Genomic DNA, 13,916 nt, shown 5'->3' with positions numbered 1-13,916 from the left:
GCGGGCCTCGACCTCGGCGTTCTCTTTCTCGCCAAGGCTCGACGCCCCGAAGATGCGTGCGTCCTGTGGAAAGCGATCGGGCCGCTTGCGCGGCCCGATCGACAGCTGGAGGGGGCTGGCTCAGCCGACCACACGCTTCACGGCATCCACCACATGGCTCACGGTGAAGCCGAAGTGCTCGAACAACTGCGGCGCGGGGGCGGAGGCGCCGAAGGAATGCATGCCGACCACCTCGCCATCCAGGCCCACGTACTTGCGCCAGAAGTCGGCGGTAGCCGCTTCTACCGCCACGCGCGCGCGGCACCAGCCCGGCAGCACCGCCTCGCGGTAAGACTGCGGCTGGGCGTCGAACGCCTCGGTGCACGGCATCGAGACCACGCGCACGGCGACGCCCTGCTGGGCCAGCGTGCGCATCGCCTCCATCGCCAGCTCCACTTCCGAACCGGTGGCGATCAGGATGGCCTGGAACTTGGTGTCGGCCGGATCGGACAGCACATAGCCGCCGCGGGCGATGTCCGCCACCTGCTCGGTCGAGCGCTGCTGATGCTTGAGGTTCTGGCGCGAGAACACCAGGCAGGCAGGGTGACCCTTGCGCTCGATCGCCACCTTCCATGACACCGCCGATTCCACCGCGTCGCAGGGACGCCACACCTGGTTGTTCGGGATGTAGCGCAGGCTGGCCAGGTGCTCCACCGGCTGGTGGGTGGGGCCGTCTTCGCCCAGGCCGATCGAGTCGTGGGTATAGACGTGGATCGCGTGCGCCGGGATCAGCGCGCTCATGCGCACCGCGTTGCGCGCGTAGTCGGAGAACACCAGGAAGGTCGCGTCGTAGGGGATGAAGCCGCCGTGCAGCGCCACGCCGTTGGCGATCGCGGTCATGCCGAACTCGCGCACGCCGTAATAGACGTAGTTGCCCTTGCCGCCGGCGCTGTCGCCGTTGCCGGCATCGAGGCTGCCCTTCCACTTGGTGAGGTTGGAACCGGCCAGGTCCGCCGAGCCGCCGATTAACTCCGGCAGCAGTGGCCCGAAGGCGTCGAGCGCCATCTGCGAGGCCTTGCGCGAAGCCACTTCCGGCCCTTCCAGCTGCAGCTTGGCAATGTACGCCTGCGACTTTTCGGCCCAGTCGGCCGGCAGCTCGCCGCTGAAGCGGCGCTGGAACTCGGCCGCCAGTTCCGGATGTGCCTTGGTGTAGGCCGCGAAAGCGTCGTTCCAGGCCTGTTCGGCGGCGGTACCCTTGGCCTTGTGGTCCCAGCCGGCGTAGATCTCGGCGGGAATCTCGAACGGAGGGTGCCGCCAGTCGAGCGCATCGCGCGCCGCGGCGATCTCGTCCTTGCCGAGCGGCGCACCGTGGCTTTCTTCCTTGCCCTGCTTGTGCGGCGCGCCGAAGCCGATGATGGTCTTGCAGCAGATCAGGGTCGGCTTGTCGGACTGCGCGGTGGCCTGCGCGATGGCCGCCTTCACCGCCTCGGCGTCATGGCCATCGACGTGGCGGATCACGTTCCAGCCGTAGGCTTCGAAGCGCGCCGGGGTGTCGTCGGTGAACCAACCATGCACCTCGCCATCGATCGAAATGCCGTTGTCGTCGTACAGCGCCACCAGCTTGCCAAGCTTCCAGGTACCGGCGAGCGAAGCCACTTCGTGCGAGATGCCTTCCATCAGGCAGCCATCGCCGAGGAACACGTAGGTGTGGTGGTCGACCACGGCGTGACCCGGACGGTTGAAGTGCGCCGCCAGCACCTTCTCCGCCAGCGCCATGCCGACCGCGTTGGCCAGGCCCTGGCCGAGCGGGCCGGTGGTGGTCTCCACTCCGGGGGTCTCGCTGGCTTCAGGGTGGCCGGCGGTCTTCGAATGCAACTGACGGAATTTCTTCAGCTGGTCCATCGGCAGGTCGAAGCCGGTCAGGTGCAGCAGCGCGTACTGCAGCATCGAGCCGTGGCCGTTGGAGAGCACGAAGCGGTCGCGGTTGGCCCACTTCGGGTTGGCCGGATTGAAGTGCAGGAAGTCGTTCCACAGCACTTCGGCGATGTCGGCCATGCCCATGGGCATGCCCGGGTGGCCGGACTTGGCCGCCTCCACGGCGTCCATGGCAAGGGCGCGCACGGCGTTGGCGAGTTCGCGGCGGGTGGTCATCGGCATCTCCGGAAGGGGCGTGAAAAATCGCTATTGTCGCCGATTCGCGGGAGGTACGTGCGCCGGCCGCGTGAAGTCCCCGCACTGCCGCGCTTTACAAAGGGCGCGTCCGCGGCCGCGTAGTGGCCGCACGATTAATTGCCCCTTAACTTTTCCGGGGCGAATACCGGAACGCTTCAGCCTCGCCTTCGTTCAATGGCGCCGCGCTCATCCCCAAGCGCGCCCTGCCACGCATGTCGCCACATGCTGGCCGGGCAAGACCATAAGAAGGAGACCACTCCATGAAACAGTCCTTGCTCGCCCTTGCCTTTGTTTCCGCCGGTGCCTGCGCGCTCCCGGCTTTCGCGCAGGATGCCGCGACCACGACGGATACGTCCGCCGCCTCTGCATCGGGCAACTACCAGCCCAATCAGCCGGTCGGCTCGGGCAACTGGTTCCTCAGCGGCAGCGTGGGCCAGTCGCACCTCTACAAGGGCCCGTACAACGACCATCCGACCACCTACGCCGTCAACGGCGGCTATCGCTGGAAGGTCGGCCAGGACCTGGGCCTGGGTGTCGAGGTGGGCTACAACGACCTGGGCAACTTCAAGGTCAAGAACGCCTTCAACAGCAACGACGTCAACCTGACCGACCAGCGCAACGCGCTGCGCGGCTGGACGGCCGGCGTCAACGGGCGCATCGATGTGTATCGCGGCCTGTACGTGAGCGGCCGGGCCGGCGTCTACGGCTGGAAGGGCCACGGCTACAGCAACCAGGACATCAATCGCCACAATCTGGACAAGGTCGACTACTACGCCGGTGCCGGCGTCGGTTACGACTTCAGCGACCACTTCGGCCTGGGCCTGTCCTACGACGTCTATCACGCCAAGAAGGACGGCATCAGCCTGAGCACCGATACCGCGTCGCTCACGGCCGAATATCGCTTCTGAGGCAGCGGGCGCCGCGCATGCGGCGCCCTTTCTTAACTCCGGATTAATACTGAACTCATTGGTATTGAATCTTTCCGGCCGTGCCTCATCTAAGTCCGGTGCGTTGCTTGGTGACGCACTCCCCGACGGCCAAGCGGCGATCCCCACGCCCTGGCCGCGAACAAAAATAAGGATCTCCCCGATGAAAAAGACTCTGCTTGCTTTCGCCCTCGTCTCCGCCGGCCTGGTGGCCGCCCCGGCCGCTTTCGCGCAGAACGCCCCCGCGGACAACGGTGGCTGGTTCGTCAACGGCAACGTCGGCCGCACCTCGATCAACAAGGGTCCGTATGACGGCCACGACACCGGTTACGCCCTCAACGGCGGCTATCGCTGGTCGGTGAATCCGAACGTGGCGCTGGGCGTGGAGGCCGGCTACAACGACCTGGGCAACATCCACGTCAAGAACGTCTTCAACAGCAATGACGTGGTCGACCACGGCAAGTCGCAGCTGCATGGCTGGACTGCCGGCGTGAATGGCCATTTCAACCTCGACCCGAACTGGTACATCAGCGCCCGTACCGGCCTGTACGCATGGAAGGGCCACGGTCTGAGCAATGACTCCAACCCGGTTCGCGAAGGCCTGGACAAGACCAGCTGGTACGCCGGCGCTGGCGTCGGTTACGACTTCAGCAACAACGTCAGCGTGGGCATCAACTACGACTACTTCGATGCCAAGAAGCACAACGTCGACCTGAGCACCGACATGGTCTCGGTCAGCGCCGAATACCGCTTCTGATCATCGCCATCGCGTGAAACGAAAACGGGCGCCCTTGGGCGCCCGTTTTTTTTGTTGTCGCTGCGGTGACCAGGCTTACTTGCCGGTCCAGCGACCCAGCGCAGCCTGGCCGTTTTCCTTGGCGCGCGCGGCGACGGTCTTCTGCGCGTCGGCGTAGTTCGCCTTCATGTCCTTGGCCCACAGCTTGAGCGCCGCCTGCTGCATGGCGCGGCCGTAGGAGAACGACAGCGGCCACGGATGCGGACCGATGCGGTTCATGGCATTGAGGTGCGCGGTGGACTGCTCGTCGGTCTGGCCGCCGGAGAGGAACACGATGCCCGGCAGCGACGCCGGCACGGTGGACTTGAGCACGCGCACGGTGGCCTCGGCGACTTCTTCCACGTCGGCCTGCTCCTCGGCATCCTTTCCGGCGATCACCATGGAGACCTTCAAGATCGTGCCCTCGAGCATCACGTTCTGCTCGTACAGCGCGTTGAACAGGCTACGCAGCACGGCCTCGTGCACTTCGTAGCTGACGTCGATCGAGTGGTCGCCGTCCATGATCACTTCCGGCTCGACCATCGGCACGATGCCCGCTTCCTGGCACAGCGCGGCGTAGCGGGCCAGCGCGTGGCAGTTCGCCTCGATGGCGGTGGAGCTGGGGTTGTCCTCGGAGATGTTGATCACCGCGCGCCACTTGGCGAACTGCGCGCCGAGCTTGGCGTATTCGGCCAGGCGCTCGCGCAGGCCGTCCAGGCCCTCAGTAACCACGTCACCCGGGAAGCCGGCCAGCGGCACCGGCCCCTTGTCCACCTTGATGCCGGGGATGATGCCGAGCTTCTTCATGACCTGGGTGAACGGCACGCCGTCCTTGGTCGACTGGCGGATCGTCTCGTCGTAGAGGATCGCGCCGGAGATGTGCTCGTTCAGGCCCGGGGCGGTGAGCAGGAGCTCGCGGTAGGCGCGGCGGTTCTCTTCGGTGTTCTCGATGCCGACGGCCTCAAACCGCTTCGCGATGGTCTTGGTCGACTCATCGATGGCGATGATGCCCTTGCCGGGCGCGACCATCGCCAGCGCGATGCTTTCCAGATCTTCGATGCTCATGACGACTCCGTGGAAACGACGGCGGCCGCTCGACCGCGCCAGATGGAAGCCGCCCCGGCGGGGGCGGCAAGGCTGAAAGCGGCGAATTATAGGCCAGATCGCCGGCGGGCACCGGCGGCCCGTCCCGAGCGGAGTCAGCCGGCGTCGTAGCCGGGCAGGCGACAGGGCGCCATCAGCGCCTGCTGGCCGGCCTTGTCGCTGGGACCGTTGAACGGCACCACGTAGTAGGTGTCGATCGGCTCGCCGGCCCGATTGGTCAGCGACGGACCGTAGGTGAAGTTCTTCACCGCGCTCTCGGCGGCCTTGCCCAGGTCGCTCTCGGGTACCGTCTTGACCGCCTTGACGTCGCGCGGCAGGCCATCGGAACCCACCGTGTAGGTCACCGCCACGCAGCCGGGCTTATAGATGTTGCGCCCGCTGTTGGGCACGTCCACGCCCACGTGCTGGTTGAGCAGGATCCAGTAGGCGTTGAGCCGTTCCGGCGGCAACCGGCGATTCTGCGCCATGGCCGGAAAGGTCGCCGCCAGGGCCAACAGGCAGAGCGGCAGTTGCACGCGAAGCAGGGTTTTCATGGAACGCCTCCGGAGATCGCGGGTGGGGAGGCCAGTCTAGCGTCCCCGCGGCCTTGCGCATCACAGGTCGCGCAGGCTCTCCACGATGCCGTCGGCGCCAACGAGCAGCAGCTTTAGCGTGTTGGTGCCGCCGACATGGCCGACGCGGTCGCCATAGGTGATGACCACGCGGTCGCCCTCGCCCAGCTTGCCCTGCTCGAACAGCAGGCGCACCGCGGCGCGGGTGGAAGCGGCCATGCTCTGCTGCTCGCCGTGGCTGAATTCCACCGGATGCACGTCGCGCAGCACCTGCATGCGTCGGCGCGCTTCGCCGAACGGCGACATGCCGTAGATCGGCACCGCGCTGCGGTAACGCGACAGCCACTGCGCGGTGGCGCCCGATTCGGTCAGCGCCACGATCGCCCGCACCCCCAGGTGGCCGGCCAGCACCATCGCGGCCATGGCGATCGCCTGGTCGGCGCGGTCCAGCTGCAGCCCGGCGTCGAGCATGCGGTCGTCCTTGGGCTCGAACTGGCGCTCCGCACCCAGGCAGATGCGGCACAGCGCCGCCACCGCCTTGTCCGGATGCGCACCGGCGGCCGACTCCTCCGACAGCATCACCGCGTCGGTGCCGTCGATGACCGCGTTAGCCACGTCCAGCACTTCGGCGCGGGTCGGGATCGGCGAGTGCACCATCGACTGCAGCATCTGCGTGGCGGTGATCACGGCACGGTTGCGCTGCACCGCCTCGCGAATGATCTTCTTCTGCAGGCCCGGCAGTTCGGCGTCGCCGATCTCCACGCCCAGGTCGCCGCGCGCCACCATCACCACGTCGGACGCGTCGATGATCTCGCCCAGCACCGGGATGGCGTCGGCACGCTCGATCTTGGCGACCATGCCGGCGTCACCACCGGCCTCCTTCATGAGGCGGCGCGCGGTGTGCATGTCCGCCGCCGAGCGCACGAACGAGACGGCCAGAAAATCGGCGCCGATCTCGGCGGCCAGCTTGATGTCGTTGCGATCCTTGTCCGACAGCGCATCGACCGAGAGCCCGCCACCCTGGCGGTTCAGCCCCTTGCGGTTGGACAGCTTGCCGCCGATGGTCACGCGGCAATGGATCTGGGCGCCATCGATCGACACCACCTCCATCGCGACCAGGCCGTCGTCGAACAGCAGCACGTCGCCCGGCTGCACGTCATTGGGCAGATTGAGATAGCTCACGCCGACGCGGGTCGCATCGCCCTCCGGCGCATCGGCGCGGCAGTCCAGCGTGAACGCATCGCCCGGCTCCAGCATCACCGGGCCATTGGCGAACTTCTCCACGCGGATCTTCGGGCCCTGCAGGTCGGCGAGGATGCCCACCTCCACGCCGACCTTGGCCGCGGCCTCACGCACCGCGTTGGCGCGGGCGCGGTGGTCGTCCGGCGCACCGTGCGAAAGATTGAGGCGGGCCACGTTCACGCCCTGGGCGATGATCTTCTCGAGCATGCCCGGCGCGTCGGTGGCGGGGCCGAGGGTGGCGACGATCTTGGTACGGCGAAGAGGAGTCTGGGTCATCAGGCAAACCTAGCAGAAGCGGGGCATCGCGCCATACTGCATTCGATTTCAATACGCGGCCGAACGGACGTCCAAATCAACTGCCGAGCAGCTCGTTGAGCACTGCGGCCAGCCGCACCCCACCCTGCTGCAGCCGGGTGCGCACCACCGGCCACGCGACCGCCTGGTAACGCGCCGACCAGCCGGCCTGGTTGCGCCCGTCCAGGTGCGCGTAGGCCACGTCCCGAGCCAGGCGGTGCGACTCCATCGCCCATGCGACCGTCTGGGTAGACAACTGCGGCAGCGCGCCGATGGCCGACCATGCGGCGCGGTCGGCCGGGCGGATCGAGGCGTCCAGCTGCATCGCGTCGGCCTGCACCTGGGCGTGGTCGAAGGTGTAGTTCGGGCCGGGCACCAAGTTCAGGGCCTGGCGCAATACGCCGCCGTCCCACACCGCGTGCAGATTGGTGCCGCGCCCGAAGAACTGCAGCTGCACGGTGTTGCCACCCTTGTCGTCATCGTCTTCGGCGTGCAGCGGCTGGTGCACGTCGCCCACGAAGTGCACCACCCACTTCAGCGCCTCCAGCCGCGCGGCGGGGGCGGCGGAGCGGTCCGCCAGCACCTGGCTGAAGTGGCTGATCTGCGCCACGACGCAGTTGTCGCGCGCGCAGTCGCGGGTCGGCACATAGGCATCTGCCTGCAGCGGAATGTCCACGTAATGCCAGCCGCCGGTGCGGGGGCGCTCCTTGCGGTTGCCGTCGGCCCAGGAAGAGATCTGGTCCAGCCGGCTCAGCCCCTCGAGGCCGAGCAGCGCCTGCACCTGCGCCGCGGCGCGCGCGTCGAGATGCTGCTGGGCAATGTCGGCCACGATGGCGTGGCCCTCCGGCCCCCAGGCCTGGGCGAGCGGCGCGGCCAGCGCGAACGCGCCCGCGCAGAGGACGGAAGCAAGTCGGGGAAGGCGCAAAGACATGAAGGGCAACTTGTGCGTTGGGGAGGGCCGGGAAGTCTGCCACAGGCCGGTGACAGCCTTGCGGCGGCGTAGCCGGGTCCACCCCTGCCGACGCCCTGCTAGAATTACGCGCTAGTTTCCACAATCCACGCCAGACGCAGGAGTCGAGGCAATGACGATCAAGGTGGGCATCAACGGCTTCGGCCGCATCGGGCGCAACGTGCTGCGCGCAGCCGTGCAGAACTTCAACGACGACATCGAAATCGTCGCGATCAACGACCTGCTCGAGCCCGATTACCTCGCCTACATGCTGCAGTACGACTCCGTGCACGGCCGCTTCAAGGGCACCGTGGCGGTCGAGGGCAACACCCTGGTCGTCAACGGCAAGAAGATCCGCCTCACCGCCGAGCGCGACCCGGCCGCGCTGAAGTGGGACGAGGTCGGTGCCGAGGTGGTGATCGAGTCCACCGGCATCTTCCTGACCAAGGAAGGCGCGCAGAAGCATCTGGATGCGGGCGCCAAGAAGGTGATCCTGTCCGCCCCGTCCAAGGACGACACGCCGATGTTCGTCTACGGCGTCAACGACAAGAGTTACCAGGGCGAGGCGATCATCTCCAACGCCTCGTGCACCACCAACTGCCTGGCGCCACTGGCCAAGGTGCTCAACGACAAGTGGGGCATCAAGCGCGGCCTGATGACCACCGTGCACGCCACCACCGCCACGCAGAAAACCGTCGACGGCCCGTCCAACAAGGACTGGCGCGGCGGCCGCGGCATCCTGGAAAACATCATCCCCTCCTCCACCGGCGCGGCCAAGGCCGTCGGCGTGGTGATTCCCGAGCTCAACAAGAAGCTCACCGGCATGAGCTTCCGCGTGCCGACCTCGGACGTCTCGGTGGTCGACCTGACCTGCGAGCTGGAAAAGCCCGCCACCTACGCCGAGATCTGCGCCGAGATGAAGGCGCAGAGCGAGGGCGCGCTCAAGGGCATCCTGGGCTACACCGAGGACAAGGTGGTCGCCACCGACTTCCGCGGTGACGCGCGCACGTCGATCTTCGACGCCGAGGCCGGCATCGCGCTGGACTCCACCTTCGTCAAGCTGGTGTCCTGGTACGACAACGAGTGGGGCTACTCGAACAAGTGCCTGGAAATGGTGCGGGTGGTGGCGAAGTAAATCTCCGCTGTCGCGAAATGAAGAAAGGCGCCCAAGGGGCGCCTTCCTTTTGTCCTGGTAGTCATCGAAGACGGGCGGCGTTTTTGCCGTCATTCCCGCCCTTCCGACGTGTCGCTGGAGCACTCTTCGGCGGAGAGACATGCCAATGGAGCTTCAGTACTCCGAAGTACTCGACTCAGCGCAAACAGGTAGGCGACCCGCCTTACTTCAATACGGCCAGCGCCGCGTCGTAATCCGGCTCCTGGGTGATTTCCGGCACCAGCTCGGCGTGCTTCACGTGATCGTGCTCGTCCAGCACCACCACCGCGCGCGCCGCCAGCCCGGCCAGCGGACCGCTGGCCAGCGCCACGCCGTAGTGCTTGAGGAAATCCGCGCCGCGCAGGGTCGACAGCGTCACCACGTTGTCCAGGCCCTCGGCGCCGCAGAAGCGCGCCTGCGCGAACGGCAGGTCGGCCGAGATGCACAGCACCACCGTGTTCGCCAGTCCCGCGGCGTCCTGGTTGAAGTGGCGCACCGAGGCGGCACACACCGGCGTATCCACACTGGGGAAGATGTTGAGGATCTTGCGCTTGCCGGTGAAGTCGGCCAGCGAGACGTCGGCCAGGTCCTTGGCCACCAAGCGGAAGCCGGGCGCCTTGTCGCCTGCGGCGGGAAAATCGCCCAGCACTTCGACCGGATGGCCCTTGAGCGTAACGTTGTGCGACATGAGCTGCCTCGTGCGGAAAAGTCGGGAGCGCCATCGTAGAGGGTCGGCCGCTCCCGTGTCGCGCCTTCAGTGCTCGCCGAGCAACTCACGGATCACCCGCTCGGCCAGCTGTTCGGGCGCTTCCTCGCCGCCATGCAGATGCACTTCCGGCGCCTCGGGCGCCTCGTAGGGCGAGTCGATGCCAGTGAAGTTCTTGATGCCGCCGGCGCGCGCCTTGGCGTACAGCCCCTTCACGTCGCGCGCCTCACACACCGCCAGTGGCGTGTCGACGAACACCTCGTGGAACTCGCCCGGCAAGAACAGCTCGCGCGCCATGCGGCGCTCCTCGCGGAACGGACTGATGAAGGACACCAGCACGATCAGGCCGGCATCCACCATGAGTTTGGCCACCTCGGCGACGCGGCGGATGTTCTCCACCCGATCCTCGTCGGTAAAGCCCAGGTCGCGGTTGAGCCCATGGCGCACGTTGTCGCCGTCCAGCAGGTAGGTGTGCTGGCCCAGCGCGAACAGACGCTTTTCCACCAGGTTGGCCACGGTGGACTTGCCCGAGCCGGACAGGCCGGTGAACCACAGGCACGCCGGCGACTGGCCCTTGATCCGCGCCCGCGCCGCGCGATCGATGTCCAGGTGCTGCCAGTGGATGTTGTCGGCGCGGCGCAGGGCGAAGTCCAGCGTGCCGGCGCCCACCGTGGCGTTGGTCTGCCGGTCGATCAGGATGAAGGCGCCGAGCTCGCGGCAGTTCGCGTAGGACTCGAATGCGATCGGCTGGTCCAGGCCGAGGTTGCAGTAGCCCACCTCGTTGAGCTCCAGCCGCTTGGCGGCCAGCTCTTCCTGCGTGTTCACGTCGATCTTGTGTTTGATCTCGGTGACCTGGGCGCCCACGGTGCGCGCGCCGAGCTTCAGCCAGTAGCCGCGACCGGGCAGCAGCGCCGACTCGTCCATCCACAGCAGGTGCGCGGCGAACTGGTCGGCCACCTGCGGCGGGTTGTGCGCGGCGGCGATCACGTCGCCCCGGCTGATGTCGCGCTCGTCTTCCAGCGTCAGCGTGACCGCGTCGCCCGTCGCCGCGCCCTTGCGATCGCCGTCGGCAGTGACGATGCGCGCCACGCGCGAGCGCGCGCCGCCCGGCAGGATGACCACCTCGTCACCCGGGGTGATGGCGCCGGCTACCACCTGGCCCGCGTAGCCGCGGAAGTTCTGGTCCGGGCGCGCCACCCACTGCACCGGCAGGCGGAAGCCCAGCGTGTCGGCCGGGCGTTCGATCGCCACCGTTTCCAGATGTTCCAGCAGGCTGGCGCCATCGAACCACGGCATGGTGGTGGCGCGCGTGCTGACATTCTCGCCGCGCAGCGCCGACACCGGGATCGCGGTGACCTGAGCGATGCCCATGCTCTGCGCAAGCGCCGCGTAGTCGGCCTCGATGGCGCGGAACGTCGCCTCGTCGTAGCCGACCAGGTCCATCTTGTTCACCGCCAGCAGCACGTGGCGAATGCCCAGCAGCGCGGCAATGTAGGTATGACGGCGGGTCTGCGTGAGCAGGCCCTTGCGTGCGTCGACCAGCACCACCGCAAGATCCGCCGTGCTCGCCCCGGTGGCCATGTTGCGGGTGTACTGCTCGTGGCCCGGGCAGTCGGCGACGATGAACTTGCGCCGCTCGGTGGTGAAGAAGCGGTAGGCCACGTCGATGGTGATGCCCTGCTCGCGCTCGGCCGACAGGCCGTCGACCAGCAGCGCGAAATCCAGCTCGCCGTTCTGCGTGCCGTGACGCCGCGAGTCGCCCTCCAGCGCCGCGAGCTGGTCGTCGAACAGCAGCTTGGTGTCGTACAGCAGGCGACCGAGCAGCGTGCTCTTGCCGTCGTCGACGCTGCCGCAGGTGATGAAGCGCAGCAGGTCCTTCGATTCGTGGCGGGCGAGGTACTCGTCCACCGAGAGGTTCGGTTCGCGGCCCATCAGAAGTAGCCCTCCTGCTTCTTCTTTTCCATCGAGGCGGACGGATCGTGGTCGATCGCCCGCCCCTGACGTTCGGAGGTGCGTGCGATGAGCATCTCCTGGATCACCTTGGGCAGGTCGTCGGCCTCCGATTCGATCGCGCCGGTGAGCGGGTAGCAGCCCAGCGTGCGGAATCGCACCTTGCGCATCTGCGGCTGCTCGCCGGGTTCGAGCGGCAGGCGATCGTCATCGACCATCAGCAGCATGCCGTCGCGCTCGACCACCGGGCGCGGCGCGGCGAAGTACAGCGACGGCACCTCGATCGCCTCGCGGTAGATGTAGAGCCAGATGTCCAGCTCGGTCCAGTTCGACAGCGGGAACACGCGCACGCTTTCGCCCTTGGCGATGCGGCCGTTGTAGAGGTTCCACAGCTCGGGCCGCTGGCGCTTCGGATCCCAGCGATGCTGCGCGGTGCGGAAGGAGAACACGCGCTCCTTGGCGCGCGACTTCTCCTCGTCGCGGCGCGCGCCACCGATGGCGGCATCGAAACCGTGCGCGTCCAGCGCCTGCTTCAGCGCCTGGGTCTTCATGATGTCGGTGTGCACGGTGGCGCCGTGGGAGAACGGGCCGACCCCCTGGCGCACGCCTTCCTGGTTGATGTGCACGATCAGCTTCGCGCCCACCTCGGCCGCGCGGCGATCGCGGAAGGCGATCATCTCGCGGAATTTCCAGGTGGTATCCACGTGCAGCAGCGGGATCGGCGGCGGCGCCGGATAAAACGCCTTCTGCAGCAGATGCAGCAGCACCGAGGAATCCTTGCCGACCGAATACATCATCACCGGATGGCGGAACTCGGCCGCCACCTCACGCAGGATGTGGATGCTCTCGGCCTCCAGCCGCTTGAGATGGGAGACGTGGGCGGGCGAAGCGAGTGGCGTCATGGGCGATCCGGTCATATGACCGCCGATTCTAGCCAGCCACGCCCGGCGGCGTGATAACGAGTCGTCCTGTCCATATGCGGCCGGCGCTTCGCGGGCCTGCGGCTTTCGCAGATCGCGCGGGCGCAAGCACGCTCGGCGGGGCGGCGCAGCGGCAGCCGCCGCCCCGCCGGGATCTGCAGGGTGCGGCCAGACGTGGCCGCCCGCCTCACGCCTTCAGCGGCGCGATCACCTGCTCGATGGCGCCGAAGATCGAGTGCCCGGCCGCATCGGTGATCTCGATACGCACGGTGTCCTCGTACTTCAGGAACGGCGTGGCCGGCTTGCCTTCGCGCAGCGTCTCCACCGTGCGCTGCTCGGCCAGGCAGGACGCGCCCAGCGAGGTGTCGTGGTTGGCGATGGTGCCGGAGCCGACCAGGGTGCCGGCGGTGAGCGGTCGGGTCTTGGCCGCATGCGCCACCAGCTGGGCGAAGTTGAACTGCATGTCCACGCCGCACTCGGCCTCGCCGAACCACTGGCCGTTGATCCAGGTGCGCATCGGCAGGTGCAGCTTGGTGTCCTGCCACGCCTCACCCAGCTCGTCCGGCGTCACTAGCACCGGCGACAGCGCCGAGCGCGGCTTGGACTGCAGGAAGCCGAAACCCTTGGCCAGCTCACCGGGGATCAGCCCGCGCAGGCTGACGTCGTTGACCAGGCCGACCAGCTGGATGTGCTCGGCGGCCTGCGTCGGCGTCACCGCCATCGGCACGTCGTCGGTCACCACCAGTACTTCGGCCTCCAGGTCGATGCCGTAGTCCTCGCTGGGCACGACGACCGGGTCGCGCGGCCCCAGGAAACCGGCGCTGGTGGCCTGGTACATCAGCGGGTCGGTGTAGAAGCTCTCCGGCACCTCGGCGCCACGCGCCTTGCGCACGCGCTCCACGTGCGGCAGGTAGGCCGAGCCGTCGACGAACTCGTAGGCGCGCGGCAGTGGCGCGGCCAGCGCGTTGAGGTCCAGCGCGAAGCGGCCTTGCGCCGTGCCCGCGTTCACCTCGTCGTACAACGCGTTGAGACGCGGCGCGGCGTTCTGCCAGTCGTCTAGCGCCGCCTGCAGCGTGGAAGCGATGGCGGTGGCGCGCGCGGCGTGGGTGAGGTCGCGGCTGACCACGATCAGCGTGCCGTCACGGCCGCCTTCCTTGAGACTGCCCAGTTTCATTGCTTGGATTCTCCTGCCTGC

12 protein-coding genes are annotated in these 13,916 nt (G+C 67.4%); 3 read left to right on the top strand and 9 right to left on the bottom strand.

The window, feature by feature from the left end; genetic code table 11:
- Positions 1–120 precede the first annotated feature (120 nt).
- On the bottom strand, positions 121–2,130 hold the full coding sequence (tkt, locus tag ACQVBX_RS17765; RefSeq protein ID WP_431635793.1) for a transketolase: 2,010 nt from the start codon (positions 2,128–2,130) through the stop codon (positions 121–123).
- Positions 2,131–2,411: 281 nt separating this feature from the next.
- Between tkt and ACQVBX_RS17760 the strand changes: the two genes are divergently transcribed.
- Both ACQVBX_RS17760 and ACQVBX_RS17755 read left to right on the top strand, forming a co-directional pair.
- On the top strand, positions 2,412–3,059 hold the full coding sequence (locus ACQVBX_RS17760) for an outer membrane beta-barrel protein (RefSeq protein ID WP_431635792.1): 648 nt from the start codon (positions 2,412–2,414) through the stop codon (positions 3,057–3,059).
- A gap of 181 nt (positions 3,060–3,240) precedes the next feature.
- Entirely contained in the window at positions 3,241–3,834 is a 594-nt protein-coding gene (locus ACQVBX_RS17755) for an outer membrane protein (RefSeq protein WP_431635790.1), read from the top strand.
- Between the two features lie 75 nt (positions 3,835–3,909).
- Here the strand turns inward: ACQVBX_RS17755 and ACQVBX_RS17750 are convergent, their stop codons facing one another.
- From ACQVBX_RS17750 to ACQVBX_RS17735, 4 genes are all read right to left on the bottom strand, one after another.
- Entirely contained in the window at positions 3,910–4,917 is a 1,008-nt protein-coding gene (locus ACQVBX_RS17750; RefSeq protein WP_431635788.1) for a class I fructose-bisphosphate aldolase, read from the bottom strand.
- 134 nt (positions 4,918–5,051) lie between these two features.
- A complete protein-coding gene (locus ACQVBX_RS17745) occupies positions 5,052–5,489 on the bottom strand; it encodes an energy transducer TonB (protein WP_431635786.1) in 438 nt (145 codons plus the stop codon).
- Between the two features lie 60 nt (positions 5,490–5,549).
- A complete protein-coding gene (pyk, locus tag ACQVBX_RS17740; RefSeq protein ID WP_431635784.1) occupies positions 5,550–7,025 on the bottom strand; it encodes a pyruvate kinase in 1,476 nt (491 codons plus the stop codon).
- A 76-nt stretch (positions 7,026–7,101) separates the two neighbouring features.
- Positions 7,102–7,974: a S1/P1 nuclease gene (locus ACQVBX_RS17735; RefSeq protein ID WP_431635782.1), complete on the bottom strand. Its 873-nt coding sequence runs from the start codon at positions 7,972–7,974 to the stop codon at positions 7,102–7,104.
- Positions 7,975–8,125: 151 nt separating this feature from the next.
- Between ACQVBX_RS17735 and gap the strand changes: the two genes are divergently transcribed.
- Entirely contained in the window at positions 8,126–9,127 is a 1,002-nt protein-coding gene (gap, locus tag ACQVBX_RS17730; protein ID WP_431635781.1) for a type I glyceraldehyde-3-phosphate dehydrogenase, read from the top strand.
- Between the two features lie 202 nt (positions 9,128–9,329).
- Here gap and tpx read toward each other — a convergent pair whose 3' ends face one another.
- From tpx to ACQVBX_RS17710, 4 genes are all read right to left on the bottom strand, one after another.
- Entirely contained in the window at positions 9,330–9,833 is a 504-nt protein-coding gene (tpx, locus tag ACQVBX_RS17725; RefSeq protein ID WP_431635780.1) for a thiol peroxidase, read from the bottom strand.
- Positions 9,834–9,899: 66 nt separating this feature from the next.
- A complete protein-coding gene (gene cysN / locus ACQVBX_RS17720) occupies positions 9,900–11,783 on the bottom strand; it encodes a sulfate adenylyltransferase subunit CysN (RefSeq protein WP_431635779.1) in 1,884 nt (627 codons plus the stop codon).
- The gene (gene cysD, locus ACQVBX_RS17715) at positions 11,783–12,703 is read right to left on the bottom strand and encodes a sulfate adenylyltransferase subunit CysD (RefSeq protein WP_431635778.1); all 921 of its coding nucleotides are present in this window, start codon (positions 12,701–12,703) and stop codon (positions 11,783–11,785) included. Before cysD ends, cysN begins: the two co-directional genes overlap by 1 nt.
- Before the next feature lie 205 nt (positions 12,704–12,908).
- Positions 12,909–13,895: a fumarylacetoacetate hydrolase family protein gene (locus ACQVBX_RS17710; RefSeq protein ID WP_431635777.1), complete on the bottom strand. Its 987-nt coding sequence runs from the start codon at positions 13,893–13,895 to the stop codon at positions 12,909–12,911.
- Positions 13,896–13,916: the final 21 nt, after the last annotated feature.

Origin of the sequence: Dyella thailandensis, from assembly GCF_050749815.1 — a bacterium.
Lineage (GTDB): Bacteria > Pseudomonadota > Gammaproteobacteria > Xanthomonadales > Rhodanobacteraceae > Dyella_A.
Note: the sequence above shows the minus strand (reverse complement) of the source record. Positions and strands in the feature narration are given on the sequence as shown.

Excerpts from the sequence above, each read along its gene's own strand:
- tkt (WP_431635793.1), bottom strand. The coding sequence starts at position 2,130 with ATGACCACCCGCCGCGAACTCGCCAACGCCGTGCGCGCCCTTGCCATG.
- ACQVBX_RS17760 (WP_431635792.1), top strand. The coding sequence starts at position 2,412 with ATGAAACAGTCCTTGCTCGCCCTTGCCTTTGTTTCCGCCGGTGCCTGC.
- ACQVBX_RS17755 (WP_431635790.1), top strand. The coding sequence starts at position 3,241 with ATGAAAAAGACTCTGCTTGCTTTCGCCCTCGTCTCCGCCGGCCTGGTG.
- ACQVBX_RS17750 (WP_431635788.1), bottom strand. The coding sequence starts at position 4,917 with ATGAGCATCGAAGATCTGGAAAGCATCGCGCTGGCGATGGTCGCGCCC.
- ACQVBX_RS17745 (WP_431635786.1), bottom strand. The coding sequence starts at position 5,489 with ATGAAAACCCTGCTTCGCGTGCAACTGCCGCTCTGCCTGTTGGCCCTG.
- pyk (WP_431635784.1), bottom strand. The coding sequence starts at position 7,025 with ATGACCCAGACTCCTCTTCGCCGTACCAAGATCGTCGCCACCCTCGGC.
- ACQVBX_RS17735 (WP_431635782.1), bottom strand. The coding sequence starts at position 7,974 with ATGTCTTTGCGCCTTCCCCGACTTGCTTCCGTCCTCTGCGCGGGCGCG.
- gap (WP_431635781.1), top strand. The coding sequence starts at position 8,126 with ATGACGATCAAGGTGGGCATCAACGGCTTCGGCCGCATCGGGCGCAAC.
- tpx (WP_431635780.1), bottom strand. The coding sequence starts at position 9,833 with ATGTCGCACAACGTTACGCTCAAGGGCCATCCGGTCGAAGTGCTGGGC.
- cysN (WP_431635779.1), bottom strand. The coding sequence starts at position 11,783 with ATGGGCCGCGAACCGAACCTCTCGGTGGACGAGTACCTCGCCCGCCAC.
- cysD (WP_431635778.1), bottom strand. The coding sequence starts at position 12,703 with ATGACGCCACTCGCTTCGCCCGCCCACGTCTCCCATCTCAAGCGGCTG.
- ACQVBX_RS17710 (WP_431635777.1), bottom strand. The coding sequence starts at position 13,895 with ATGAAACTGGGCAGTCTCAAGGAAGGCGGCCGTGACGGCACGCTGATC.